Source organism: bacterium (assembly GCA_017744355.1).
GTDB lineage: Bacteria > Cyanobacteriota > Sericytochromatia > S15B-MN24 > UBA4093 > JAGIBK01.
Map to the genome: position 1 here is coordinate 1076657 of JAGIBK010000001.1, position 22720 is coordinate 1099376.

The 22720-nt window shown below is 66.6% G+C and carries 20 protein-coding genes; 13 read left to right on the forward strand and 7 right to left on the reverse strand.

Annotated features, from left to right (window positions below; translation table 11 throughout):
• Positions 1-72 precede the first annotated feature (72 nt).
• Positions 73-2298 (reverse strand): amylo-alpha-1,6-glucosidase, encoded by a 2226-nt coding sequence (locus tag J7643_05115; GenBank protein ID MBO9539958.1) that lies wholly within the window; start codon positions 2296-2298, stop codon positions 73-75.
• 87 nt (positions 2299-2385) lie between these two features.
• Positions 2386-3201 (reverse strand): alpha/beta hydrolase, encoded by an 816-nt coding sequence (locus J7643_05120; protein MBO9539959.1) that lies wholly within the window; start codon positions 3199-3201, stop codon positions 2386-2388.
• A gap of 92 nt (positions 3202-3293) precedes the next feature.
• Here J7643_05120 and J7643_05125 point away from each other — a divergent pair, with 92 nt between their 5' ends.
• A complete protein-coding gene (locus J7643_05125) occupies positions 3294-3767 on the forward strand; it encodes a hypothetical protein (protein MBO9539960.1) in 474 nt (157 codons plus the stop codon).
• Positions 3768-3774: 7 nt separating this feature from the next.
• Here the strand turns inward: J7643_05125 and J7643_05130 are convergent, their stop codons facing one another.
• Together J7643_05130 and J7643_05135 are read right to left on the reverse strand one after the other, a co-directional pair.
• Entirely contained in the window at positions 3775-4536 is a 762-nt protein-coding gene (locus tag J7643_05130) for a hypothetical protein (GenBank protein ID MBO9539961.1), read from the reverse strand.
• Between the two features lie 11 nt (positions 4537-4547).
• Positions 4548-4910: a DUF5335 family protein gene (locus tag J7643_05135; GenBank protein MBO9539962.1), complete on the reverse strand. Its 363-nt coding sequence runs from the start codon at positions 4908-4910 to the stop codon at positions 4548-4550.
• A gap of 219 nt (positions 4911-5129) precedes the next feature.
• On the opposite strand from J7643_05135, the gene J7643_05140 reads away from it, so the two are divergent.
• Entirely contained in the window at positions 5130-5525 is a 396-nt protein-coding gene (locus J7643_05140; GenBank protein ID MBO9539963.1) for a hypothetical protein, read from the forward strand.
• Here the strand turns inward: J7643_05140 and J7643_05145 are convergent.
• On the reverse strand, positions 5507-6829 hold the full coding sequence (locus tag J7643_05145) for an erythromycin esterase family protein (GenBank protein MBO9539964.1): 1323 nt from the start codon (positions 6827-6829) through the stop codon (positions 5507-5509). The genes J7643_05140 and J7643_05145 overlap by 19 nt on opposite strands.
• A gap of 4 nt (positions 6830-6833) precedes the next feature.
• Positions 6834-7502: a phosphoribosyltransferase gene (locus tag J7643_05150; protein MBO9539965.1), complete on the reverse strand. Its 669-nt coding sequence runs from the start codon at positions 7500-7502 to the stop codon at positions 6834-6836.
• A gap of 140 nt (positions 7503-7642) precedes the next feature.
• Here J7643_05150 and J7643_05155 point away from each other — a divergent pair, with 140 nt between their 5' ends.
• The 5 genes from J7643_05155 (at position 7643) to J7643_05175 (ending at position 13363) form a co-directional block, all read left to right on the forward strand.
• Positions 7643-8593, forward strand: coding sequence for a S8 family serine peptidase (locus J7643_05155; protein MBO9539966.1), 951 nt, complete (start codon positions 7643-7645; stop codon positions 8591-8593).
• Positions 8594-8660: 67 nt separating this feature from the next.
• Entirely contained in the window at positions 8661-10016 is a 1356-nt protein-coding gene (locus J7643_05160) for a circularly permuted type 2 ATP-grasp protein (GenBank protein MBO9539967.1), read from the forward strand.
• Between the two features lie 35 nt (positions 10017-10051).
• Entirely contained in the window at positions 10052-11239 is a 1188-nt protein-coding gene (locus J7643_05165) for a carboxylate-amine ligase (GenBank protein MBO9539968.1), read from the forward strand.
• A complete protein-coding gene (locus J7643_05170) occupies positions 11232-12278 on the forward strand; it encodes an aminopeptidase (protein ID MBO9539969.1) in 1047 nt (348 codons plus the stop codon). Before J7643_05165 ends, J7643_05170 begins: the two co-directional genes overlap by 8 nt.
• A gap of 50 nt (positions 12279-12328) precedes the next feature.
• Entirely contained in the window at positions 12329-13363 is a 1035-nt protein-coding gene (locus J7643_05175) for a hypothetical protein (protein ID MBO9539970.1), read from the forward strand.
• A 101-nt stretch (positions 13364-13464) separates the two neighbouring features.
• On the opposite strand, the gene J7643_05180 is transcribed toward J7643_05175, so the two are convergent.
• The gene (locus tag J7643_05180; protein MBO9539971.1) at positions 13465-15048 is read right to left on the reverse strand and encodes a glucosaminidase domain-containing protein; all 1584 of its coding nucleotides are present in this window, start codon (positions 15046-15048) and stop codon (positions 13465-13467) included.
• A gap of 205 nt (positions 15049-15253) precedes the next feature.
• On the opposite strand from J7643_05180, the gene surE reads away from it, so the two are divergent.
• The 6 genes from surE to lon all read left to right on the forward strand — a co-directional run bounded on the left by surE (position 15254) and on the right by lon (position 22711).
• Positions 15254-16051, forward strand: coding sequence for a 5'/3'-nucleotidase SurE (gene surE / locus J7643_05185; protein MBO9539972.1), 798 nt, complete (start codon positions 15254-15256; stop codon positions 16049-16051).
• Positions 16052-16053: 2 nt separating this feature from the next.
• Positions 16054-16782, forward strand: coding sequence for a gamma-glutamyl-gamma-aminobutyrate hydrolase family protein (locus J7643_05190; protein MBO9539973.1), 729 nt, complete (start codon positions 16054-16056; stop codon positions 16780-16782).
• Between the two features lie 157 nt (positions 16783-16939).
• On the forward strand, positions 16940-18247 hold the full coding sequence (tig, locus tag J7643_05195; GenBank protein ID MBO9539974.1) for a trigger factor: 1308 nt from the start codon (positions 16940-16942) through the stop codon (positions 18245-18247).
• Positions 18248-18278: 31 nt separating this feature from the next.
• A complete protein-coding gene (gene clpP / locus J7643_05200) occupies positions 18279-18920 on the forward strand; it encodes an ATP-dependent Clp endopeptidase proteolytic subunit ClpP (GenBank protein MBO9539975.1) in 642 nt (213 codons plus the stop codon).
• The gene (gene clpX, locus J7643_05205) at positions 18913-20199 is read left to right on the forward strand and encodes an ATP-dependent protease ATP-binding subunit ClpX (GenBank protein ID MBO9539976.1); all 1287 of its coding nucleotides are present in this window, start codon (positions 18913-18915) and stop codon (positions 20197-20199) included. The genes clpP and clpX overlap by 8 nt, the downstream gene beginning before the upstream one ends.
• Before the next feature lie 136 nt (positions 20200-20335).
• Positions 20336-22711 (forward strand): endopeptidase La, encoded by a 2376-nt coding sequence (gene lon / locus J7643_05210; protein MBO9539977.1) that lies wholly within the window; start codon positions 20336-20338, stop codon positions 22709-22711.
• The last annotated feature ends 9 nt before the right edge of the window (positions 22712-22720 follow it).

The following is a 22720-nucleotide window of genomic DNA, read 5'->3' on the forward strand; positions in this document are numbered from 1 at the left end:
AGACGCGCGGGCGGGTGCGCATCTTTAAATTTTCTTCATAAAGTTATGCAGATCAATTATACCTGTCAAGCATCAGTGCTCGACGCGGATTTGCAGCGGGCCGTCGTGCTTGAGGGTTCGCACGCGCACCCGCTCGCCCGCGCGCTCGAAGCGCAGATCCAGGCGAGAATCGCCGACCCTCAAACGATGGATCTCGATGAACTCCGTGAAGTCAGGCAGCCTGGGTCGCACGATCCGTAGCCGCCGCTCGAAGGCCTCGGGGACCAGCCCCAGCAACGTCTGCACGAGGAAAGGAATGGAGCCCGCCGCCCAGGCCTGCGGATGACAGGCCACCGGATAGCGGACGGGTTCGCCGAAAGGCGTGCTCGGATAACCGGTGAACAGCTCGGGCATCCGGTAGTGCTCGAAGTGGGTGGCCGCCTCGAACAGGCCCTCGAAGACCCGATAAGCCGCTTGGTCCAAGCCGTAGCGCTTGAAGCCCGCCGCGATCAGGGCGTTGTCGTGCGGCCAGACACTCCCCAGGTGATAACCAATCGGGTTGAAGCGGCGCTCCTCGCTCGAAAGGGTGCGGATCCCCCAGCCGCTGTACATGTCCTTGGCCAACAAGCGCTGTGCGACACGGGCTGCCTTCTCCGGGTCGGCGATGCCGGTCCAGAGGGCCTGACCGGCGTTGGAGGCGATCACCGCAGCGGGCTTGAGGCCTTCTTGCAGAGCCAGCACGTAGCTCCCGAGCGCCTCGCTCCAGAAAGCTTGGTTGAACCGCTTCCGCAGCGCCTCGGCCTCGCCGATGAGCCGTGCGGCCCGCCCCGGATCGCCCGACCGGCGAAAGAGGTCCGCGATCAAGGTCTTGGCCAGATAGACGTAGCCCTGCACCTCGACCAGCGCGATGGGCGGGGTGGCCACGCTGCCGTCCGCGTTCACGATGGCGAGGCCCGAGTCCTTCCACCCCTGGTTCAAAAGCCCCTTGGCGGAGGCGCACTGATACGCCAGCCAGCCCTCGACGATGCGCTCGCCGTAATCGGCAATCCAGGACAACGCCCGCTCGACGTTCTCCCGCAGGGCCTCGAAGAGGGCGAGGCTCCCGGTCCAGGCGGCATGCTTTCCTAAAAGGATCAAGAAGAGCGGCGTGGAGTCGATCGAGCCGTAGTAGGGGTCGTAGGGAATCTCCTTGAGGCGCGCCAGCTCCCCGACCCGCAATTCGTGGAGGATCTTGCCGGGCTGCTCGTCACGCCAATCGTCCACGCGCCGCCCCTGGTGCTTGGCCAGCAGGCGCAGCGTCTGCTCGGCGATATCGGGGTTGTAGGCGAGGGCCTCGAGAGAAGCAATCAGGCTGTCTCGGCCGAAGAGGGTCGTGTACCAGGGCACTCCGGCCGAGAGGTAGCCCTCGTGCTCGAGCTTGCTGCCCAGCATGTGCAAATCCCGCAGGGACTGGGCCATGATCCGGTCCAGCAACAAGCTGTCGCTGCGGAGATTGGCGTGCTGCTGATACCAGGCCGCCGCCGATTCGCCGAGCCGGTCGTGAATCCGTGAAAAGTCGGGGGGAACGCGAGGCTTGGGGGTCAAAGGCCGGGGAGCCCCCGCCTCGCTCAAGAGGAGGCTCACCTGGATCTCGGTCATCTCCTCGGGCGCGAGGCTCAGCCGGAAGACGGCGGTGGTCCCCTCGTAGTAGCTCGGCGCGGGAGCAAAGTGAATCGTGAGGTAGCGATAGAGGCCGTCGGCCCCGGCGTAGCCGAGCAAGAGGGCGCCATCCTGCCAAACCGGTTCGAGGATCTCGCCCTGTACTTCGGGCATCAAGCCCCGCACCTCGAAGACGTCCTCGAAGTTCGCCCGGAAGGTGAGCGAGAGGGAGAAAGCATGGGTGAGCGGGCCAAAGTTGCTGACGCTCAGACGATCATGCAGCGCGCAATCCGCCCCCGAGGCAAGGCGCAACCATTGAATCCCCAGGTCCTCCTTGGGGATCAGGGGCCTGAGTTCGCCGCTCAGGTCCGGATTGCTCAGCTGGAAGACGGCCTGATACCCCTCGCTCGCGCTAGAGGCCAGGACGCTCGCAGGCTTGCCTTCGAGCTTCAGCTCGTAGCCGTCCAGAAAGCGGCAATCGTGGTAGTAGAGGCCGAAGCCGTGCCCCTGTCGCAGCGGCACGTTGCCGTCGGGAGCACTCAGGAAGTAGACGCTCTGGTCCTTGACCACGATCGCATCGGCGATGCTGCGCACGACCGAAGGCGTCCGCTGAGCCAGGACCCGCTGTTTCCGCTCGCGCCGCTGGCGCTCGCTCGGCTGGGGGTCTCGCTTCCTCGCCATGACGCCCTCGCATACGCAACCGCCTTCCCGAGTATGCGCTGGGTGGCCTGCGCGATGCGCCGTCAATTCGCCTAAAAAGTTGGGAAATTAGCCGTACAGGAACTTGAGGGCCCTCGGCAGCCGCCGGCGCCACGCGCGCTCGTTGTGCGCCCCGCGGGAATCGGGCCGCCACATCAGGTGGTAGCCGGGCACGAAGCCCTTGCGCTCGAGCAACTCGGCCATCCACTCGGCGTGCTTGATGACGATGCCGTGCGCCTCTTTGGCGCCGCAGTCCAGGTAGAGGCGCGGATCGCCGCCGGCGCGCGCCTTGGCCACGTACTGGAAGATCGCCCCCTCGTCCACCCAGAGCGAAGGGGACATGCACAGGGCCCGCCCGAAGACGTCGTTGTGGCGAAAGTAGGCGTAGAGGGCGAGAAGCCCCCCCAGCGAGGAGCCGCCGACCAGGGTATGCTGCGCCCCTTCGAGCACCCGCAGGTCCTCGCGCACCATCTTGGCGAGCGGGCCCACCACCCAGTCGAGCAATGCGTCGCCCCAGGCTTCCTTCCCGGGCTCGACGGGCCAGGGGCTGAGCTCCTCGGCGCGCTTCGCGCCGCCGTGGTGGATCCCGACGACGATGGGGACCGTGAGGCCCCGGGCCGCGCGGGCATCGAGCGCCCGGTGCATGTGCCAGCCGCCCGAAAAAGCGCCTTCGTCCGCGAACAGGTTCTGGCCGTCGAACATGTAGGCCACCGGGTAGCGGCGCTCGGGCTCCCGGTCGTAGCCGGGCGGGAAGTAGATGGTCAGCGGTCGCGCCCCTTCGACGCCCGGGATCTCGAAGGCCTTGGTGCGGTGAAGGCGGCCCTGGGGGCCTTTGGGGGCGCGGGGAGTCGCGGTCGAGCGCGGCTTGGCGGTGGAACTGCTCATGGCACCATTGTACGATCTTCCGAGGGTGCGATCGAGCCGGGCTGGTCACGCTGCACGTAGACGCCACCCCCTGGGGTCGTTAGGGTGAAGCCATGCGAAGCGGAGCGATCGCCACGATCATCGGTACCTGGCTGCTTTTGGCGGCCTGCGGCGGCGGTGCCGCCCCCGGCCCCTCGCCGAGCCCGGGGCTCTCCCCGCGCCCGAGCGTCACACCCGCCCCCTCGCCCCCCGCCGTCGTGCCGATCGAGGGCGAAACAAGCCTGGACGGCTGGCAAGCCGAGGTGGTGGTCGTCGCGCGCGAGGTCCAGGTGGACGCCACCGGCTGGCTGCGGCTGGACGGGCGCCTCGCCAACCGCGGCACCCGCGAGGCCACCGCTGTTGGCCTGCGCGTGCGCTTTTACGACGAGCTGGGCCTGCTCTTGGATACTCGCGAGGCCGTTGTCACCCCGACGCTCCTCGCCCCTGCCCAGGAGGCCACCTTCGCCCTCGTCTACCCGACCCAGGCCCGCATCCCCCTCTTGACCCTGCAACCTCGTTGGCAACTCTCAAGCCCCGCCCCCCGCTGAAGCGGGGTCAGGGGAAGGCGCGAATCTCGATCCGGCGCCAGTCCTCTCGGTTGCCCGTCGCCCGGATGGTCAGGCCGCCCGGGAGATCCGGGTCGATGAGCGGGGCCGAGGCCGTCGCGACGGGCCGCTCGCTGAGATACGCCGTCACCAGTCCCGTCCGGGTATCCACCTCCGCCCCGAAGTGCACCCACTCGCCAATCGCCACCGGGTTCTCGACCTGGGCAAGAAGGGTCCAGCCCTTGCCCTGCATGGGCGGGGCATCGTCGGCTTGCCAGATCATGAGGTGGCGGTCGGTCTGGAGGACCTCCACGTAAGAAGTGGGCGAGAGGTAATAGACCTGGGCGGCGAGCTCGCCGTAGCCGTTGAAGCGCGCGGCCCCGCCCTGGCTGCGCCCCTCCAGGCGGACCCGGTAGCGCGGGCTCAGCTCGCCCTGATAGCGCCGAAAGGTCAAGGGCTCGGCCGGCTCGGTCCGCGCCTCGGGCACCTGGTAGATCGCGTTGCCCTTGTGGCGCACGATCCGCCAGCCCCCCCCGTAGAGCCAGGGGTAGTCGTGGCCGTCGGCGCGGACGTCTCGCCACTCGGCGGGCTCCTGGCCATGGGGGACCTTGGCCCATTCCGAGCAGTAGAGCAGCTTTCCCTCGCGCTTGGCCCGAGCGCTTGCCTCGGGATCGACAGAAGGCAAGGCGCCTGGCTGACTGCAGGCGTAGAGCAGCAGGACGAAGGCGAACACGGCGCGCAGGGTGTCCGCCTCGTGAGCTGGTCGGGGCACGACGGACGCGGTCAGAGGAAGCGGATGACGGTCGTCACCCGCGCGTGGGTCTTGGGGTCCTCGCCGCAGATGTCGATCTCGCGCGGATGGCTGGCGTCGTCCTCCTCGACCACGAGCTTAGAGGTACAGATGACCGAGTGGGTCATGCGGTCGGCCTTCTCGCTGCGCTGGGCGCCCACCTCGATGTCCACCGCGCAGGCCTCGCTGCCCTTCATCTCGGGGGTGATGCCGAGCAGGGGCAGGTTGTCTGCGATCAGGCGATCGCCGAACTCGTCGCTCTTGAGCTCGACGGAGACCTTGGCGCGCCGCTTGAGGACGCTGATGTCGTTGAGGTAATCGAGCCACTGGTCGGTCGGGATGATGCGCGTCGCCATTGAGGAACCTCCCTCTCTCAGCCGTCGCCCGACCCGCCGCGCGGATGGACGGATGCTTCATGGGTGGCAGGATCTTAGCAAGACCCACGGGCCTCCCAAAGCGTCGAGCACTACCAAGCTTTTTGTCCTTCCGAAGAAGTTGGGCCAAATGGCCCTTCGCAGGCAGTTGGGCGGCGGAACAGAATATGGCTGCCTGCTTCATGCGAAGGGGAAAACACCATGCCCATGCCCGAACCGAGCATCCCCCGCGTGACGATTCAGGACGTCAAGCGCCTGATGGAAGGTGGGAAAACCTTCTACCTCATGGACGTCCGGCAGCAGCCCGACTCGACCCAGATCAAGGGGGCCATTTACTACGCCCCTGACGACCTGCTTGCGGCCGAGCATATCCACCTGCCCGTGCCAAAGGACCGGCCCGTCTTCCTCTACTGCACCTCGCCCCACGAGGCCACCAGCGCGGCGATCGCCCGCAAGCTGCTCGCCGAGGGCTACGCCCACGCCCATCCCATCGAGGGGGGCTACGGCGCATGGCGCCGCCGCAAGATCGGTTATCCCATCGAGCGGCGGCCCGACCTCAAGGAAACGCGCCCACTGCCCTACAAGCCGCTGGGGTAGGTCTCGAGGCCCGGCGGCTCCGGCCCGAGATCCAGGGGCTCGACCGCAAGCGTCTCGTCGTGGAAGACGTAGGCGTCGTAGCGCGCGGCCAGGCGTGAGGGCACGTAGTTGCCAAAGCGCTCCTCGGCCGGGTTGTAGACCACCCCAATGGCACGCTCGGGCCGCGTCTCAGCAAGCCACGCCCCACCACGGGCCAGGTCCCTGAGCCCCAGGTAGAAGGAAGGGATGTTCGCCTGGTGGAAGGCGGCCTCGATGCTGTCTTCTCGGGCCGGGGGCACCCGCATGAACTCGGGGGGGCCGTCCCAGGCCCGGGCCGCCGTGACCGTCCCTCGGTAGGTGCCGAAGCCGACCGCGAAGGCATCGGAGCCGTGGCGCTCGCGCACGAGCTGGCCCACGTTCAAGTGGCCGCTCTGGCCCTCGTAAGTGGCCCGGAAGTCCCCGATGTGGGAGTTGTGCTCCCACAGGATCGCCTTCGCATCGGGGCCCAGGTGGGCCAGGAGGCGCTCCAGGGTTGCCACCATGTGGCGATCGCGCAGATTCCAGGTCACGGCCCCGCCCCGCACCATCTGGCGGTAGTAGCTCTCGGCATCGGCGGCAGCTATCGCGTTCAGCTCGGCCTCGAAGGCCTCGTCGCGCGAGCTGAGGGCCGCGTAGCGCGCACGCTGCTCCCGCAGGTCCAAGAGGGTTGAAATCAGTTCCTCCTCGCAGGAGGCGGCGAGGAAGTGCGCATCGAGCGCGTACTGGCGGGTATCCTCCCCGAAGGGCTCGAAGCAGGCGTAGCGCTCGCGCGCACGCTCGGCCGCTGCGGGGTCCACCCTTTCCAGGTAGGCCACGACGGCCTCCATCGAGGCGTGGAGGCTGTACAGGTCGAGGCCGTAGAAGCCCACCCGCGACTCGGGGGATCGGCGGTCATTCCAGCCGCGGAGCCAATCGATGAAGGAGAGGACCACCGTGTTGCGCCACATCCAGATGGGGAAGCGCTTGAAGCCGCCAAGGGCCGACAGGGCATCCTCCGGGGCCCCGCGCACGTAGCGGTTGACTCTGGCCGCGTCGGGCCAATCCCCTTCGATGGCGACGAAGGTGAAGCCCTTCTCCTCGATCAGATGCCGGGTCAGGCGCGCGCGGGTCGCGTAGAACTCGGCGGTGCCGTGGCTCGCTTCACCGAGCATCACGATCCGGGCCTCGCCCACCTCGTCCAGGCATGCGTCGAAGTCCTCGGGGACCCCGTGGAGGGGGACCGCGCTGAGGCGCACCCAGTCGGCATGGGAGAGCGCCGGCGGCCTTGAGCCTCTTCCGTTCGGCATGGTCTCAGCTCCTCTTGGCTTGGGAGGCGGCAGCCGCAGCCTCCTTGAGGATGGCCCGGACCTCGTCGTCCTCCACCTGGTCGAAGCGATCGTAGAACTGCCCGACCGCGTAGAACTCCTCGGGGACCAGGACCACCTCGAGCGCATCGGCCATGGGCGCGAGCACCCGCGCGGTGTCGGCAGCGATCACCGGAGCGGCGAGGATCACCTTGGCGGGCTGCTGCTCGCGCACGTCAGCGAGGGCCGCGCGCACCGTCATCCCCGTCGCGATGCCGTCGTCCACCAGGATGACGACCTTTCCCTCCAAGGGCAGGGCTCCACGCGCCTCGCGCAAATCATGCGCGCGACGCTCGGCCAGCGCGCGTTGCTCCAGGGCCTCCTGGTCCAGGTAGCCGGGGGGAATCCACAGGCGCCGCAGGGCCTGCTCGTTCAGGACCCTCCCCCCCCGCGCCGTGATGGCCCCAAGGGCGAACTCCGGGTTGCCCGGGGCGCCGAGCTTGCGCGAAACGAGGATGTCGAGGGGCGCGTTCAGGCGATTTGCGACCTCACGGGCCACCGGCACCCCGCCGCGCGGCAGGCCGATCACCACCGTGTCCGGGCCCGCGTACTGCATCAAGCGCTCGGCGAGCAATTGGCCCGCCTCCTTGCGATCGACAAACCTCATGACCCTCACCTCCGCGCCTTCCGCACCGCGCGCGAGCATCCTAGTCCCGGCATTCATCGCTGTAAATCGCGGCTCGGGCGCTGGAAACGGGCTGCCGCAAGGCGCTTAGGCGCTTGGCAGGGGGGATTAAGCTTGCTACACTGGGACCCATGACGCGTACGACTTGGCAATGGTCCCTCGAACGGATTCAGGCGCCACGGGCTTGGCGGATCACCTCGGGGGATCCGTCAGTGGTCGTGGCCGTGCTCGACACGGGGGTAGACCCGCGTCACCCCGACCTGCAAGGCAAGGTCCTGCCCGGGGTCAATCTCTTCGAGCCCAACAAACCCGCCCACGACGACAACGGTCACGGCACCGCCGTCGCCGGCATCATCGCTGCGCAGGGAGGCATCCGCGATCGCTTCCGAGGGGTCGCCCCGGACTGCCGGATCCTGCCCGTCAAGATCAACAAGCCCCGCACCGGCAGCGTGCACGCCGCTCAGATCGCCGAGGGCATCCGCCAGGCGCTCGCCCACGGCGCCGACGTCCTGAACCTGAGCGTCGGCTGCGAGATCGGCGAGCCCGGCTTCAACCACGCGACCATGGCCGACCTGGCCAACGCCATCTACGAGGCCCTGCGCCGCGGGGTGCCCGTGGTCTGCGCCGGCGGCCCCCGCGAGCGCAAGACCTACCCCGCCGCCTGGGAGACCCTGCCCGAGTTCGCCGGCCTCATCGCCGTGGGCGCCACCGACCGCAAGGACCGCCTCCACATGTGGTCCCCGCGCTGGGACTACGTCTCCTTGGTCGCGCCGGCCGACGCCACCACCACCTTCCCGGTCAGCTCGCCGTTCCTGCATGCCCGCTTCGGCGGCACCTCGGCGGCCTCGCCCCACGTGGCCGGCGTGCTCGCCCTGATGCGCACCCTGCGCCCCGAGCTGAAACCCCGCGAGCTCAAGCGGATCCTGCTCGAAACCAGCGACAAGATTCGCGGCGGGCGCGTGCTGAGGGTCAACGCCTTCCGCGCTCTCCAGGCCCTCGGCGGCCGGGAGGCCCTGCGCGAAAGGGAGCAACTTAACAAAACTAGAAAAACCTCATCAAACACGTTACAATATTCCTCGTAGCCCGGGCCTGCCCCCGGGCCTCTGATTTGCGTAACCCTGCCTGTCCAAAAGGAGTGCCACTGCCACCGTGATCAACAGTGCCATTGACCGTTACCACGCCCTCATCGACCAGGCCAACCTCACCCCGGCGGACTTCCAGGGTTTCACCGAGCGCATGCGCGACGCGCGGATCATGTACGGCGATCGCGTCCAGGTCGAGTACATGCGCGCCCAGTTCCTCTCGCCCGAGCAGAACGCGCTGATCAAGCACGCCGCCCAGACCATCTGGTCGGCCATGGACAAGCTCTCGGCGCACTTCTTCAGCGATCCGCGCTTCGTCGAGGAGCTGGCGCTCACCGAGCGCGAGCGTGAGCTCGCCGCCATCGACCCCGGCTACCCGGGCTTCAGCACCATGGCGCGCTTCGACTCCTTCCTCATCGGCGACCACCTGCAGTTCGTCGAATTGAACGCCGAGTGCCCCGCCGGCCCCGCCTACACCGAGATCATGGCCGAGGCCTTCCTGCAGGACCCCGTCATGCAGGCTTTCGGCAAGGAGTACTCGCTCCAGGGCTTCAAGACCCGCGATCGCCTCCTCGACACCCTGCTCGAGACCTACGAGATCTGGGCCAAGGGCAAGGGCCTCGCCACCAAGCCCGGCCGCATCGCCATCGTCGACTGGGACGGTCTCTCGACCCGCCACGAGTTCGACATGTGCAAGGCCTTCTTCGAGAGCAAGGGCATCCCGACCGTGATCGAGGATCCTCGCCGGCTCCGCTTCGAGGGCGGCAAGCTGCTCGCCGCGGACGGCTCGCCCATCGACCTGGTCTATCGCCGCGTGCTCACGCACGAGTTCATCGGCAAGTGGGACGAGGTCCAGGCCATGGTCGAGGCCTACCGCGCCGGCGCGGTCTGCATCGTCAACTCGTTCCGCTCCAAGTTCCTGCACAAGAAGATGATCTTCGGCCTGCTGACCGACGGCGCCAACCAGCACCTCTTCACCCCCGAGGAGCGCGAGGTGATCGCGCGCCACATCCCCTGGACGCGCAAGGTCCGGCCCGGCAAGACCGATTACCATGGCAAGGAGATCGACCTGGTCGACTACATCCGTGCCAACCGCGATCGCATGGTCATGAAGCCCAACGACGACTACGGCGGCCGCGGCATCTACATCGGATGGGAGTCGACGGCCGAGGAGTGGGAAGAAGCCATCGCCAAGTCGGTGGAGCACGCCTACGTGGTCCAGGAGAAGGTCCGTGTGGCCTCCGCCCTGTTCCCCACGGTCCGCGACCAGGTCGTCTACGAGCAGATGAACGTCGATCTGGACCCCTTCGTCTGGAAGGGCGAAGTCGAGGGCTTCCTGACCCGTCTCTCGGGCACCGCCCTCTGCAACGTCACCTCTGGAGGCGGGATCGTCCCCACCTTCGTCATCGAGCCGCGCGCGTAGGCCCCTTTCGGGGACTGGGATGAGGAACATCGTCAATGCTTGAAAAATTCACCATCGGGATCGAGGAAGAGTACCAGATCATCGATCCCGAGACCCGCGAGCTTCGCAGCCACATCTCGGTCATGCTCGAAGAGGGTGGCATGATCCTCGGCGAGCGCGTCAAGCCTGAGATGCACCAGTCGATCATCGAGGTCGGCACCGACATCTGCACCAACGTCACCGAAGCCGCCAAGGACGTCATGCAGCTGCGCGCGGCGATCGCTCGTCTCGCCAAGAAGCACGGCCTCAAGATCATGGCCTCGGGCACCCACCCCTTCAGCGACTGGAAGACCCAGGACATCACCGACGGTGACCGCTACAAGGTCCTGGTCGACGACCTGCAGGACGTGGCCCGCGCCAACCTGATCTTCGGCATGCACGTCCACGTGGGCGTCAACGACAAGGATCTGGCCATCGACCTGGTCAACCAGGCCCGCTACTTCCTGCCCCACCTGCTGGCCATCAGCTGCTCGAGCCCCTTCTGGCTCGGCCGCGCCACCGGTCTCAAGTCGCATCGCTCGAGCGTCTTCAAGAACTTCCCCCGCACGGGCATCCCGGGCGTGTTCCAGTCCTACGCCGAGTTCGACTCCTACGTCCAGACGCTCATCAAGACCAACTGCATCGACAACGGCAAGAAGATCTGGTGGGACCTGCGCCCGCACCCGATCTACAACACCATCGAGTTCCGCGTCTGCGACCTGCCCACCGACTACAAGACCTCGATCGCGATCGCGGCCCTCATCCAGGCCATCGTCGCCAAGCTCTACGTCCTGCGCCGCGAGAACATGTCGTTCCGCGTCTACCCGACCGCGCTGATCGACGAGAACAAGTGGCGCGCCTACCGCTACGGCCTGGACGGCAAGCTGATCGACTTCGGCATCAAGGGTGAGAAGCACACCAAGGACCTGATCGTCGAGCTGCTCAACTTCGTGGACGACGTGGTGGACGAGCTGGGCAGCCGCGAGGCGCTCAAGCACATCTACACCATCCTCGATCGCGGCACCGATGCCGATCGCCAGCTCCAGGTCTTCGCCCAGACCAACGACCTCAAGGCCGTCGTCGACGACATGTGCGAGCGCACCCTCGAGGGCATCGACCTGTCCATGGCCGACGACATCATGGGCACCGCCCTCTCGGCCTCGGTCGAACGCGCCATCAACCTCAAGGAAAATGCCGGTGTCTAAGAAGCTGACCGACATGCGTTCGCTGCCCTTTCCCCCCGAGTACCGGGAAGGGGCCTACAACGCCATCAATCGCAGCCTCCAGGTTCGCCCCGGCGAACGGGTCGTCGTCATCTCCGACCGGGATTCCCAGTTCATCGGCGCCTCGCTGATCGAGGCGATCGAGCTGGCCGAGGGCATCGCCCAGGGCTTCGTGGTCGAGGACTACTGCGATCGCCCGATCCTCGACATGCCCTACGAGATCCTCAAGGCCGTCTCCGAGTGCGCCGCTTGCCTGTACACGGTGAACCCGCAGCCGGGCGAGGTGCCCTCGCGCGCCCAGGTCATCAACCTGGCGACCGTCAAGAAGGTCCGCTACGGCCACATGGTCGGCATCACCGGCGAGATCATGAACACCGGCATGCGCGCCGACTTCGACGCCATCAACAAGATGAGCCTCGGTCTGCGTCGCCTGCTGCAGAGCGCGCGCCGGATCCACGTCACCACCCCTGCGGGCACCGACATCGAGATCGAGCACGACCCCAAGGAGTTCCAGTGGATCAAGACCTCTGGTAAGATCTCGCGGGACGCCTGGGGTAACCTGCCCGGCGGTGAGATCTTCACCACCCCCAAGCGGATCAACGGCATCTGGGTGGCGGACGCGCCGGTTGGCGACTACTTCTCCCAGAAGTACGGCGATCTCAAGGACACTCCGCTGACCCTCGAGATCCAGGACAACTACCTCAAGACCGTGACGAGCCCCCACGAAGAGCTCGCCCAGGAGTTCTGGGGCTACACCCACTCGACCGAGAACGCCAACCGCATCGGCGAAATCGCGGTGGGCACCAACCTCGGCGTCACGGAGTTCACGGGCAACCTCCTCCAGGACGAGAAGATCCCGGGGTTCCACATCGCCTTCGGGGAGCCTTGCGGCTGCCTGACCGGCGCCAACTGGACCTGCCGGGCTCACATCGACCTGCTGGCGCGCGAGTGCTCCGTGTGGGCGGACGGCCAGGCCATCATGCTGCACGGCCGCTTCGTCGACCTGAACCCCAGTAGCTAGCGTTTCCTTAGACGTTTCCCCCCCCATTTTTATGAGGACGAAATAACACAATGACCGAGAAGAACCCCAAGAAGGTTGGTATCCTGGTCGGCTGGGAGGACACCTTCCCCCACGCCTTCATCAAGGCCGTCAACGAGAAGGGCGAAGGTAAGGTCGTCGCCGAGTTCGCCAAGGTCCACGCCCCCAAGATGGGCGAGCACCCCGGCTACGACGTCCTCGTCGACCGCATCTCGCACGAGATCGAGATCTACAAGCCCTACCTCAAGAACGCGGTCATCCAGGGCTCGTACGTCATCAACGACCCCTTCTGGTGGATCTCGGACGACAAGTTCTTTGACAACTCGCTCGTCGAGAAGCTCGGCGTCGCCGTGCCCAAGACCGTCGTGCTGCCCCCCGTCGAGGCCAACCCCACCACCCGTCCCGAGTCGCACCGCAACCTCTGCCTGACCGACTGGAACGAGATCTTCGACTACATCAAGTTCCCCGCCTTCCTCAAGCCCTACGACGGCGGCGGCTGGAAGAACGTCTACAAGGTCAACAACGCCGAGGAGTTCTTCCACTACTACCACCAGACGGGCCGCCTCATCATGGTCCTTCAGGAGTTCATCGACTTCGACTCGTACATCCGGTGCCTCACCGTCGGCAAGGACAACATCATGCCGATCAAGTACGACCCGAAGAACCGCTGCTACGTCGAAGACCACAACCACATGTCGCCTGAGCTCGGCGCCAAGGTCGTCCGCGACGCCCGCGTGATCAACCACGCCCTCGGCTACGACATGAACTCGGTGGAGTTCGCCGTCCGCGACGGCATCCCCTACGCCATCGACTTCATGAACCCCGCCCCCGACATGGACTACTACTCGATCCTCCCCCACTACTTCGACTGGGTCGTGGGCGCCATGTCCGACTTCGTCATCAAGGTCGCCAAGGAAGAGCGCAAGATGGCCGAGCACTACCCCTGGCACAAGATGCTCAAGGGCATCTACACCCCCGTGCCCGAGATCGGCACCGAGACCAAGGTCGAGGCCGCCAAGGAGCTCGTCGCCACCGCTCCTGCCAAGAAGAACGGCAAGAAGAAGTAAGCTTCTTCCCCAAGCAGCGAGGCCCCGCCGGATCGGCGGGGCCTCCTCTTTTGCGCGCCAAAAAACGAAAGGGACGGCTTGCGCCGCCCCTCGCATCCGGCTTACTCGCCGGTCCACTTGGCCATGAGGTCCTTGATGGTGTTGATGTAGCCGTTGGTATCGTTCTCCACGGGCGGTGCGTAGGTGTTGATCTGGTCCTCGAGGGACTTGCCGGCGTAGAGCGGGCCGCTCATCAGCTTGTAGAAGTCCTCGATGCCCTCTTCCCACGAGCCGTACGAGCGGTAGGATCCGCTGCCGGTGGTGACCGTCGGGCCGTCCCAGCTCGAGCCGGGCCGGATGTTGCCGATGTTGTGGTGCTCGCCCTGGGTGGATCCCACCTTGCCGATCCCGGACTCCATGGTCGCCTGCGCGAGGAACTGGGCCGCCGGGATGCCGTACTTCTTCTCCATCTGGACGATGAACTCGCCCAGGCCCTTGCCCGCGAGCGGCGAGTTGCGATCCTTGAAGATCTCCTCGATCTTCTCGGGGGTGAGCTTGCCCATGTACTTGGCGAGATCCGGCGACTTGGCCTTGGAGGCCACCAGGTCCGACTTCTTGGCCATGACCTCCTTGGCGAGCTTCATGGCCTTGTCCTTTGGCACGCCGTTCTTCTCGGCGAGCTGCGCCAGCTGATCGACCGTCATCTCGCTGTCGTTGGCGAGCGCGTTCGAGAGCTTCTGGACGATCTCGAGGGCGATGCCGAGGGCCGACGAGACCCCCGACTCCCACTCGGCGCGCTTGAAGGGCTGGTAGTTGCTCGGCTCGCCGGTGCGCGAGGGCACCGTGCGGGTCGGCCCGTCGCTCGAGACCGGGCCGCCGTTTCCGCGGCCGCCGCCCGAGTAGTCCGACGAAGCCCGGCCGCCGCCCGAGTTGGCGTCACCGGGATAGGGCGCATCGCCCAGAGGCGGCAGGGCGTTGGCCGCGTCGTTGTCCGCAGTCGCATCCTTGAGGCGGCCGATGCCGACGATCTTGTTCCAGCGGCTGTCGCCGGGGGTGAGCGTGGTGATCTCGGTAGGCTGGTTGAACTTGCGCGACTCCATCAGCTCGGTCGGGTTGCCGTTGGCGTCGACCTTGGTGACGATCGCGACGTGGTCCGGGTCCTTGATGCCGTTGCCGTCCCAGTCGAAGAAGACCACGTCGCCCACCTGGGCCTTGGTGCCCTTGCCCGGAGGCGGCAGCAGGGTCTGCTCCTTCTGGAAGTACTGGATCATCGAGGGGCAGTAGTGGGGGTTGTAGCCCTTGTCCTGCATGATCTTCCCGATATCGTACTCGGGCTTGCCCAGGCTCTTGCTCATCTCCTTGTAGGAGTCGCTGACGAAGTCAGCGCAGCAGCCCACGCTCTTCCCCGTCGCGTTGTACTTGTGGTAGTAGTTCGGACCGAGATCGGGCGGGTAGATGTAGCCGCGCTGGTGCAGTGCGCGGGAGCCGTCGACGATGGAGTTGCCGATCTTCTTGCTGCTCTCGGCCTTGGCGGTGGCGACCACGTCGGCGAGCGACGAGGTCCGCGACGGGCCGCTCTGGAGCTTCAGGTGATCGGTCTGCGCCTTGTGCTTGACCACCGCCTGCTCGTCGAGGGGCTTGGTCTTGGACGTCTTGTGGACGGTCGGATAGACCTTCGTGGTCTGATCGATACGGCCGGTGCCCATGCTGCTTCTCCGTTCTCTCGGGGAGGTCCTATTCAGATTATGCCCAAGCGGGCGAGTAATTCCACCGCCCTGGATGGCGGAGTTGCGTGAAGGTTGAAGCGGCTCGAAGGCTCGCCGGTTGCAAAGCACGCACCTGCCCGCTATCTTTGTAATGAGCGCCCCTGTGCGCCCGAAAGCCCTGCCGATCAAGAAACGGACACCACCGATGCGCATTCTTGTTTCCAACGACGACGGGATCCATGCCCCTGGCATCCGGGCCATGGCCCTGGCCTTGGCCACCGAGCACGAGGTGACGGTGGTCGCCCCGGATCGCGAGCGCTCGGCCACCGGTCACGCCCTGACGCTGCACAAGCCCCTGCGGGTCGAGAAGCACGATCTCGGGGGCAAGATCAAGGCCGCGTACTCGGTCAACGGCACCCCGTCGGACTGCGTCAAGCTCGCCGTCGGCCCCTTGCTCGACGAGCTTCCCGACGTGGTCTTCTCGGGCATCAACCGCGGGCCCAACCTCGGCACGGACGTCATCTACTCGGGCACCGTCTCGGCCGCCCTCGAAGCGACCATCCGCGGCGTCCAGGGCGTGGCCATGAGCCTTGCGACCTTCTCGGACATCGGCTACGAAGAGGCGGCCCAGTTCGCCCTGGTGCTCGCCCGAACCCTCGAGTCGCACCGCCTGCCTCACAAGGTTCTGCTCAACGTCAACTACCCCGCCCTCACGGACACCCCCGCCCAGGAAGTCCGCATCACCCGGCTGGGCGAGCGCAAGTACACCGACCTCTTCGAGACCCGCATCGACCCCCGTGGCAAGGACTACTACTGGCTCGCGGGGGAGGTGATCGAGGTCGAGGAGGATCCCGACACCGACGTCTCGGCGATCCGCGACAACTGCATCTCCGTCACCCCGATCCACTACGACATGACCTGCAAGCCCATGATCCCCGAGGTCCAGGGCTGGCACATCCCGACCACCTTGGCCGGCTTCGCGGCCGCTAGCAAGCAGGACTAGTCGTGAAACGTCCCCTCATCGGGATCACCATCCAGCAACATGCGGGCGTCCCTGCCCTCAAGCGCGGGCGGCCCATCTACTACCTGGCCGCCGAGTACGCCGAGCGCGTGCGCGAAGCGGGGGGCATCCCCATGCTGCTACCGCCCGGAGCCGTCGAGATCGAGAGCCTGCAAGCCCTCGACGGGCTGCTCTTGACCGGCGGCGAGGACGTGGCTCCCCGCTACTACGGCGAGGCGGCGATCCCGGAGCTCGGCGAAGTGGCCGATGGCCGCGACATCCAAGAGCTGCCCCTCGCTCGTGAAGCGGCGAGGCTCGGCCTGCCCGTGCTCGGCATCTGCCGTGGCATGCAACTGCTCAACGTGGCCCTGGGCGGCACCCTCTACCAGGACCTGCCGGCCCAGTTCCCCGGCGCGCTGCCCCACCAGCAGGAGGCTCCGGTCCAGGAGTCGACCCACCTGGTCGAGCTGGTCGCCGAGACCCGCCTGGCGAAGCTCGTCGGTGCTCCGACGATGCCCGTCAACACCTTCCACCATCAGGCCGTGCGCGACCTCGCGCCGGGGCTCGTCCCGAGCGCGTTCGGAACCGATGGGGTCCTCGAGGGCTACGAAGCCCCCGAAGGCTGGCTGATGGGGGTGCAGTGGCACCCCGAGCTCCAGCCCGGCCCCTTCACCGCCCGGCTCTTCGAGGCCTTCGTGGCCGCCTGCGCCGAGCGCGTCCCCGCCCGGCCCTAACCCCTCATCCCTGCGCTTCGAGACGCCTCGTCGTTTGCCGCCCAGCAAGCGGCGACAAGCAAGGGCTCGCGCCCGAAGGCGACCTCGAAGTGTGCTATACTTTTTGGACCAACACCGTCGAAATCCCGTCGTGAGGCGGGAACATCAGGAGGCAATCGTGAAAGTCACCCTGGAGAAGAAGGAAAAGAACCAAGTCGAGCTCGAAGTCCATGTGGACGCCGAGCGCGTCGAAAAAGCATACGATCGCGCCTACCGCCAGGTCTCGAAGGAAGTCCGCATCCCCGGCTTCCGTCCCGGCAAGGCCCCCCGCCCGATCGTTGAGCGCACCGTCGGGGTGGACTACATCAAGCACACTGCCTTCGAGAAGTTCCTGCTGCCCGAGGTCTACCCTGCCGCCATCGAAGAGGGTAAGGTCGAGCCCATCTCCGAGCCTTCGGTCGAGCTCGTCTCCTTCGAGAAGGACCAGCCCCTGGTCTTCAAGGCGACCGTCGAGGTCCGCCCCGAGGTCAAGCTCGGCGCCTACACCGGCCTCGAGATCGGCGCCCCCAAGGCCGAGGTGAGCGACGCCGACGTGACCGAGCGCATCGATCGCCTGCGTGACGCCAAGGCCACCCTCGAGGTCGCCGATCGCGCCGCCGAGATGGGCGACACCGTGACCGCCGACTTCACCGGCACCATCGACGGCGTCGAGTTCGAGGGCGGCAAGGCCACCCAGTACCCCATCGAGATGGCCACCGGCCGCTTCATCGAGGGCTTCGTCGAAGCGCTCGTCGGCACCAAGGCCGGCGACGAGAAGGCCGCCGACCTCAAGTTCCCCGAGGACTACCCCAACGCCGAGCTCGCCGGCAAGGCCGTGACCTTCACCTTCAAGGTCCACGAGGTCAAGGCCCGCAAGCGCCCTGAGCTCGACGAGACCTTCGCCAAGGCCCAGGGTTACGACTCGGTCGAGGCCATGACCGCCAAGGTCCGCGAGGATCTCACGACCGAGCGCGAAGAGGCCCGCGAGATCGAGCTTCGCAAGCAGCTCATCGAAGCGGTCGTTGCCGGTGCCGAGATGGAAGTCCCCGACACCATGATCGCCCGCGAGTCCAACTTCCTCCTGCAGCAGCAGGCCAACATGCTCGCGCAGCAGGGCATCGACCCCAACAAGGTCTTCACCAAGGAGAACATCGACACCTGGCGCGAGAACACCCGCCCCGAGGCCGAGAAGCGCATCCGCACTTCGCTGACCCTGGGTGAGGTCGCCCGCACCGAGAGCATCCAGCCCACCGAGGAGGAGATCGAGGAGGCCATCGCCGAGTACGCCGCCAACTACGGCGTCGATGTCGCCCAGTTCCGCGCTCAGGTGATCAGCAACGGCGCCTGGCCCCAGATCGCCGACGAAGTCCTGAGCAACAAGATCATCGAGTGGCTCTTCGAGCGCGCCAAGGTCTCGGAGGCCGCCCCCGTCGCCGCCAACGCGTAGCATCCACGCAGCACTGAGAGAGGTATCAACCATGTTAGTTCACAGCGGTTTGGTCCCCATGGTCGTCGAGCAGACGAGCCGCGGCGAGCGTGCCTTCGACATCTTCTCGCGCCTGCTCAAGGAGCGCATCATCTTCTTGAACACGCCGATCGACGATGCGGTCGCGAGCCTCACGATCGCGCAGCTCCTGTTCCTGGAGGCCGAGGATCCCTCCAAGGACATCTACATGTACATCAACTCGCCGGGTGGCGTGGTGACGGCAGGTCTCGCGATCTACGACACCATGCGCTACATCAAGCCCGACGTTTCCACCATCGTGCTCGGCCAGGCCGCCTCGATGGGCGCGTTCCTCCTGAACGCGGGTGCTCCCGGCAAGCGTATCGCGCTGCCCAACGCCCGCATCATGATCCACCAGCCCCTCGGTGGCGCGCAGGGTCAGGCCACGGACATCGAAATCCAGGCCGCCGAGATCCTGCGCCTCAAGCGCCGCCTCAACGAGCTGATGGCCCAGCACAGTGGCCAGCCGCTCAAGAAGATCGAGAAGGACACGGACCGCGACTTCTTCATGAGCCCCGAAGAGGCCAAGGAGTACGGTCTGATCGACGAAGTGCTGAACCCGAAGGCGCCCACGCCTCCGGCGAACAGCGGTGGGAGAACGAATTCGGATGCCTAAGTACGAAGACAACAAGGGCCAGCCCAAGTGCTCGTTCTGCGGTAAGACGCAGGAACAGGTGCGCAAGCTGATCGCAGCCCCTGGAGTCTACATCTGCGACGAGTGCGTGGATCTCTGCAACGAGATCCTCGACGAGGAGCTCTACGACAACCAGCGGACCGCGGAAGCCCCGCCCATGGAACTGGGCGAGATTCCCAAGCCGCAGGCGATCAAGGCGAGCCTCGATCAGCACGTGGTCGGCCAGGAGCGCGCCAAGAAGGTTCTCTCGGTCGCGGTCTACAACCACTACAAGCGCCTCTCGACCAAGGAAGCCGAGGGTGACGACCAGGTGGAGATTGCCAAGAGCAACATCCTCCTGATCGGGCCCACCGGCTCGGGCAAGACCCTGCTCGCGCAGAGCCTCGCCCGCCTTCTCAACGTTCCCTTCGCCATCGCGGACGCCACCACCCTCACCGAGGCCGGCTACGTGGGTGAAGACGTTGAAAACATCCTTCTGCGCCTCTTGCAGTCCGCCGATTACGACGTGAAGCGCGCCGAGCGCGGCATCGTCTACATCGACGAGATCGACAAGATCGCCAAGAAGAGCGAGAACCCCTCGATCACCCGGGACGTCTCGGGTGAGGGCGTGCAGCAGGCGCTGCTCAAGATGCTCGAAGGCACGGTCGCGAACGTGCCGCCCCAGGGCGGTCGCAAGCACCCGTACCAGGAGTTCATCCAGCTCGACACGACGAACATCCTGTTCATCGTGGGTGGGGCCTTCGTCGGCCTGGACAAGGTGATCGAGACCCGGGTCGGCAAGAAGACCATGGGCTTCGGCGCCGACATCAAGGACGTCGTCGAGAAGGACCTGAGCGTGCTGTTCGAACAGCTCCAGCCCGAGGACCTGCTCAAGTACGGCCTGATCCCCGAGTTCATCGGCCGTATCCCGATGGTGGCGACCCTCAACCCGCTCGACAAGGAAGCTCTCGTCAGCATCCTCACCGAGCCCAAGAACGCCATCACCAAGCAGTACAAGCGCCTCTTGGGGATGGACGGGGTCGACCTGGACTTCACCGAGGACAGCCTGACGGCCATCGCCGCCGAGGCCCTCAAGCGCAAGACGGGCGCTCGCGCGCTGCGTTCGATCGTCGAGGAGATGATGCTCGACGTGATGTACGAAGCGCCGAGCCGCACCGACCTGCGCAAGGTGACCATCACCAAGGAGCTGGTCGAGAACAAGGCCGAGGCCGCCAAGCTCTTCATGTTGCCCGAGAACGGCACCGCGAAGCAGGCGTCCTAACCTTCGCCAATCCTCCAAAGCCGGCCCGGCGCGATGCGCCGAGCCGGCTTTGGCCTTGAAAAACCGATCGGTGATAGAATAAGCCAGGGGCTGAATGCCCCTCTTTGCCTTCATGAGCCACGCGAAAGGACCCTCCATGGCCCCCGGCGATTCGCAAGCCGCCCCCATCCTGCCCGTCGTCCCCCTGCGGGAGATGGTCGTGCTTCCCCACATGATCGCGGGCCTGTCCATGGGGCGCCCTCGCTCGGTCGCAGCCGTCGAAGCGGCCCTGCTCGAAGGCCGCAGCCTGCTCTTGGTCGCCCAGCGCGACTCCAAGGTCGAGGCCCCCAAGGCCGACGACCTGTACGAGATGGGCACCGTCGGCGAGATCCTTCAATCGTTCCGCCAGCCGGATGGAACCTTCCGGGTGCTGTTCGAGGCCAAGACCCGCGCGCGGATCCTGCGCCTCGACGACGGGGACGGCCCCTTGCGCGCCGCCTACGCAGCGGTCCCGGCCCCGGAGGAAGAAGGGGAGGATGTGGAGGCCTGGGAGCGCCACGTGCGCGAGCAGCTCGCCGAGATCATGCCTCTCGACAAGCGCCTACCCCCCGAGGCGGCGCTCGCCCTCGACACCATCAACGGGGCCTCGCACCTGACGGATATGGCGGGCTCGTACCTGGTCCACGACCTCGCAGCACGCCAGCGCATGCTCGAGACCGTGCCCGTGCGTGCGCGCCTCGAGATCCTCGCGAACCACCTTGCCACCCTCCTGGAACAGCTGAAGCTGGACCAGGAGATCCAGGACAAGGTGAAGGGCAAGCTGGACAAGGCCCAGCGCGAGTATTTCCTGCGCGAGAAGCTCCAGCAGATCCACCGGGAGCTCGGCGAAGAAGACGAGAAGACCAAGGAAATCTCCGACTACCGCAAGGCGATCGCCAAGGCCAAGCTCCCCAAGGAGGCGCGCGAGCGTGCCGAGCGCGAGCTCGCGAGGCTCCAGCGCATGGGCGCTCAGTCGGCCGAGTCGGGCGTGATCCGCTCGTACCTGGACACCCTCGTCGCCCTGCCCTGGGAGAAGCGCACCAAGGACCAGTTGGACCTCGCGCACGCCCAGGAGGTGCTCGACGCGGGCCACTACGGCCTCGAGAAGGTCAAGGACCGCCTGCTCGAATTCCTCGCGGTGCGCGCCCTGCGCAAGTCGCCCCCGACCACGATCCTGTGCCTCGTCGGGCCTCCCGGGGTGGGCAAGACCTCGCTCGCCCGCGGCATTGCGGACGCCCTGGGCCGCAAGTTCGCGCGCGCGAGCCTGGGCGGGGTCCACGACGAGGCCGAGATCCGCGGCCACCGTCGCACCTACGTGGGGGCCATGCCGGGGCGCATCCTCTCGGGCCTCAAACAGGCCGGCACCAAGAACCCGGTCTTCCTGCTCGACGAGCTGGACAAGCTGGGCAGCGATTCGCGCTCCAACCCAGCCGCGGCCCTCTTGGAGGTCCTCGATCCCGAGCAGAACAAGACCTTCTCGGACCACTACGTGGAGAGCCCCTTCGACCTCTCGGAGGTGCTGTTCATCGCGACCGCCAACGGCACCGGAGGGATCCCGGCCGCTTTGCGCGATCGCCTCGAGATCATCCGCATCGGCAGCTACACCGAGCGCGAAAAGCTCGCGATCGCCGAGCGGCACCTGCTGCCCAAGACCTTCGAGACCCACGGCCTGAAGCCCGCGCAACTCGACGTGGACCGCGCCACGCTAGAGGCGCTCGTCCGTGGCTACACCCGCGAGGCGGGGGTGCGCCAGCTCTCGCGGCGCCTGGCCTCGCTCGCCCGCAAGGCGGCGCGCGCCGTGCTCGGTGGCGAAGCCAAGCTCGCCGTCACCCCTGATTCCCTCTCGACCCTGCTGGGCCCTGCCCCCCACCGCCATCGGGAACCCCACCGCGCCCCCGAGATCGGGACGGTGAACGGCCTCGCCTGGACCGAGGCGGGCGGCTCCATGCTGACCATCGAGGTCGCCAAGCTCAAGGGCAAGGGCCGTCTGAGCCTCACCGGCCACCTGGGCGACGTCATGAAGGAGTCGGCGCAGACCGCCTTCACCTTCGTCAAGGCGAACGCCGAGGCCTTCGGGATCGCCGAGGATGCATGGAGCCAGTGCGACCTGCACCTGCACGTGCCGCAGGGGGCCGTGCCCAAGGACGGCCCGAGCGCCGGGATGGCGATGGCGGTCGCGATCGCCTCGGTCCTTTCGGGTCGCCCGGTGCGCTCGGACCTCGCCATGACCGGCGAGATCAGCCTGCGAGGCCGCGTCCTGGCCATCGGTGGGGTCAAGGAGAAGGTGCTCGCGGCGCACCGGGCCGAGCTCGGCCTCGTCGTGCTGCCCGAAGAGAACCGCTCGGACCTCGACGAGGTGCCCGCCGAGGTCCGAGAAGCCCTGGAGTTCCGCTTCGTGTCGCGAGCCGAAGAGACCCTCGCGCTCGCCTTGCTGCCGAGCCTGGAGGCACGGGTGCCGCACGCGATCGCCTCGCTGAGCACCGCCGACGCGTAGCCAAAAGAA

Coding starts and splice junctions, on each gene's coding strand:
- J7643_05115 (MBO9539958.1), bottom strand. CDS start 2,298: ATGGCGAGGAAGCGAGACCCCCAGCCGAGCGAGCGCCAGCGGCGCGAG.
- J7643_05120 (MBO9539959.1), bottom strand. CDS start 3,201: ATGAGCAGTTCCACCGCCAAGCCGCGCTCGACCGCGACTCCCCGCGCC.
- J7643_05125 (MBO9539960.1), top strand. CDS start 3,294: ATGCGAAGCGGAGCGATCGCCACGATCATCGGTACCTGGCTGCTTTTG.
- J7643_05135 (MBO9539962.1), bottom strand. CDS start 4,910: ATGGCGACGCGCATCATCCCGACCGACCAGTGGCTCGATTACCTCAAC.
- J7643_05140 (MBO9539963.1), top strand. CDS start 5,130: ATGCCCATGCCCGAACCGAGCATCCCCCGCGTGACGATTCAGGACGTC.
- J7643_05145 (MBO9539964.1), bottom strand. CDS start 6,829: ATGCCGAACGGAAGAGGCTCAAGGCCGCCGGCGCTCTCCCATGCCGAC.
- J7643_05155 (MBO9539966.1), top strand. CDS start 7,643: ATGACGCGTACGACTTGGCAATGGTCCCTCGAACGGATTCAGGCGCCA.
- J7643_05165 (MBO9539968.1), top strand. CDS start 10,052: ATGCTTGAAAAATTCACCATCGGGATCGAGGAAGAGTACCAGATCATC.
- J7643_05175 (MBO9539970.1), top strand. CDS start 12,329: ATGACCGAGAAGAACCCCAAGAAGGTTGGTATCCTGGTCGGCTGGGAG.
- J7643_05180 (MBO9539971.1), bottom strand. CDS start 15,048: ATGGGCACCGGCCGTATCGATCAGACCACGAAGGTCTATCCGACCGTC.
- surE (MBO9539972.1), top strand. CDS start 15,254: ATGCGCATTCTTGTTTCCAACGACGACGGGATCCATGCCCCTGGCATC.
- clpP (MBO9539975.1), top strand. CDS start 18,279: ATGTTAGTTCACAGCGGTTTGGTCCCCATGGTCGTCGAGCAGACGAGC.
- clpX (MBO9539976.1), top strand. CDS start 18,913: ATGCCTAAGTACGAAGACAACAAGGGCCAGCCCAAGTGCTCGTTCTGC.
- lon (MBO9539977.1), top strand. CDS start 20,336: ATGGCCCCCGGCGATTCGCAAGCCGCCCCCATCCTGCCCGTCGTCCCC.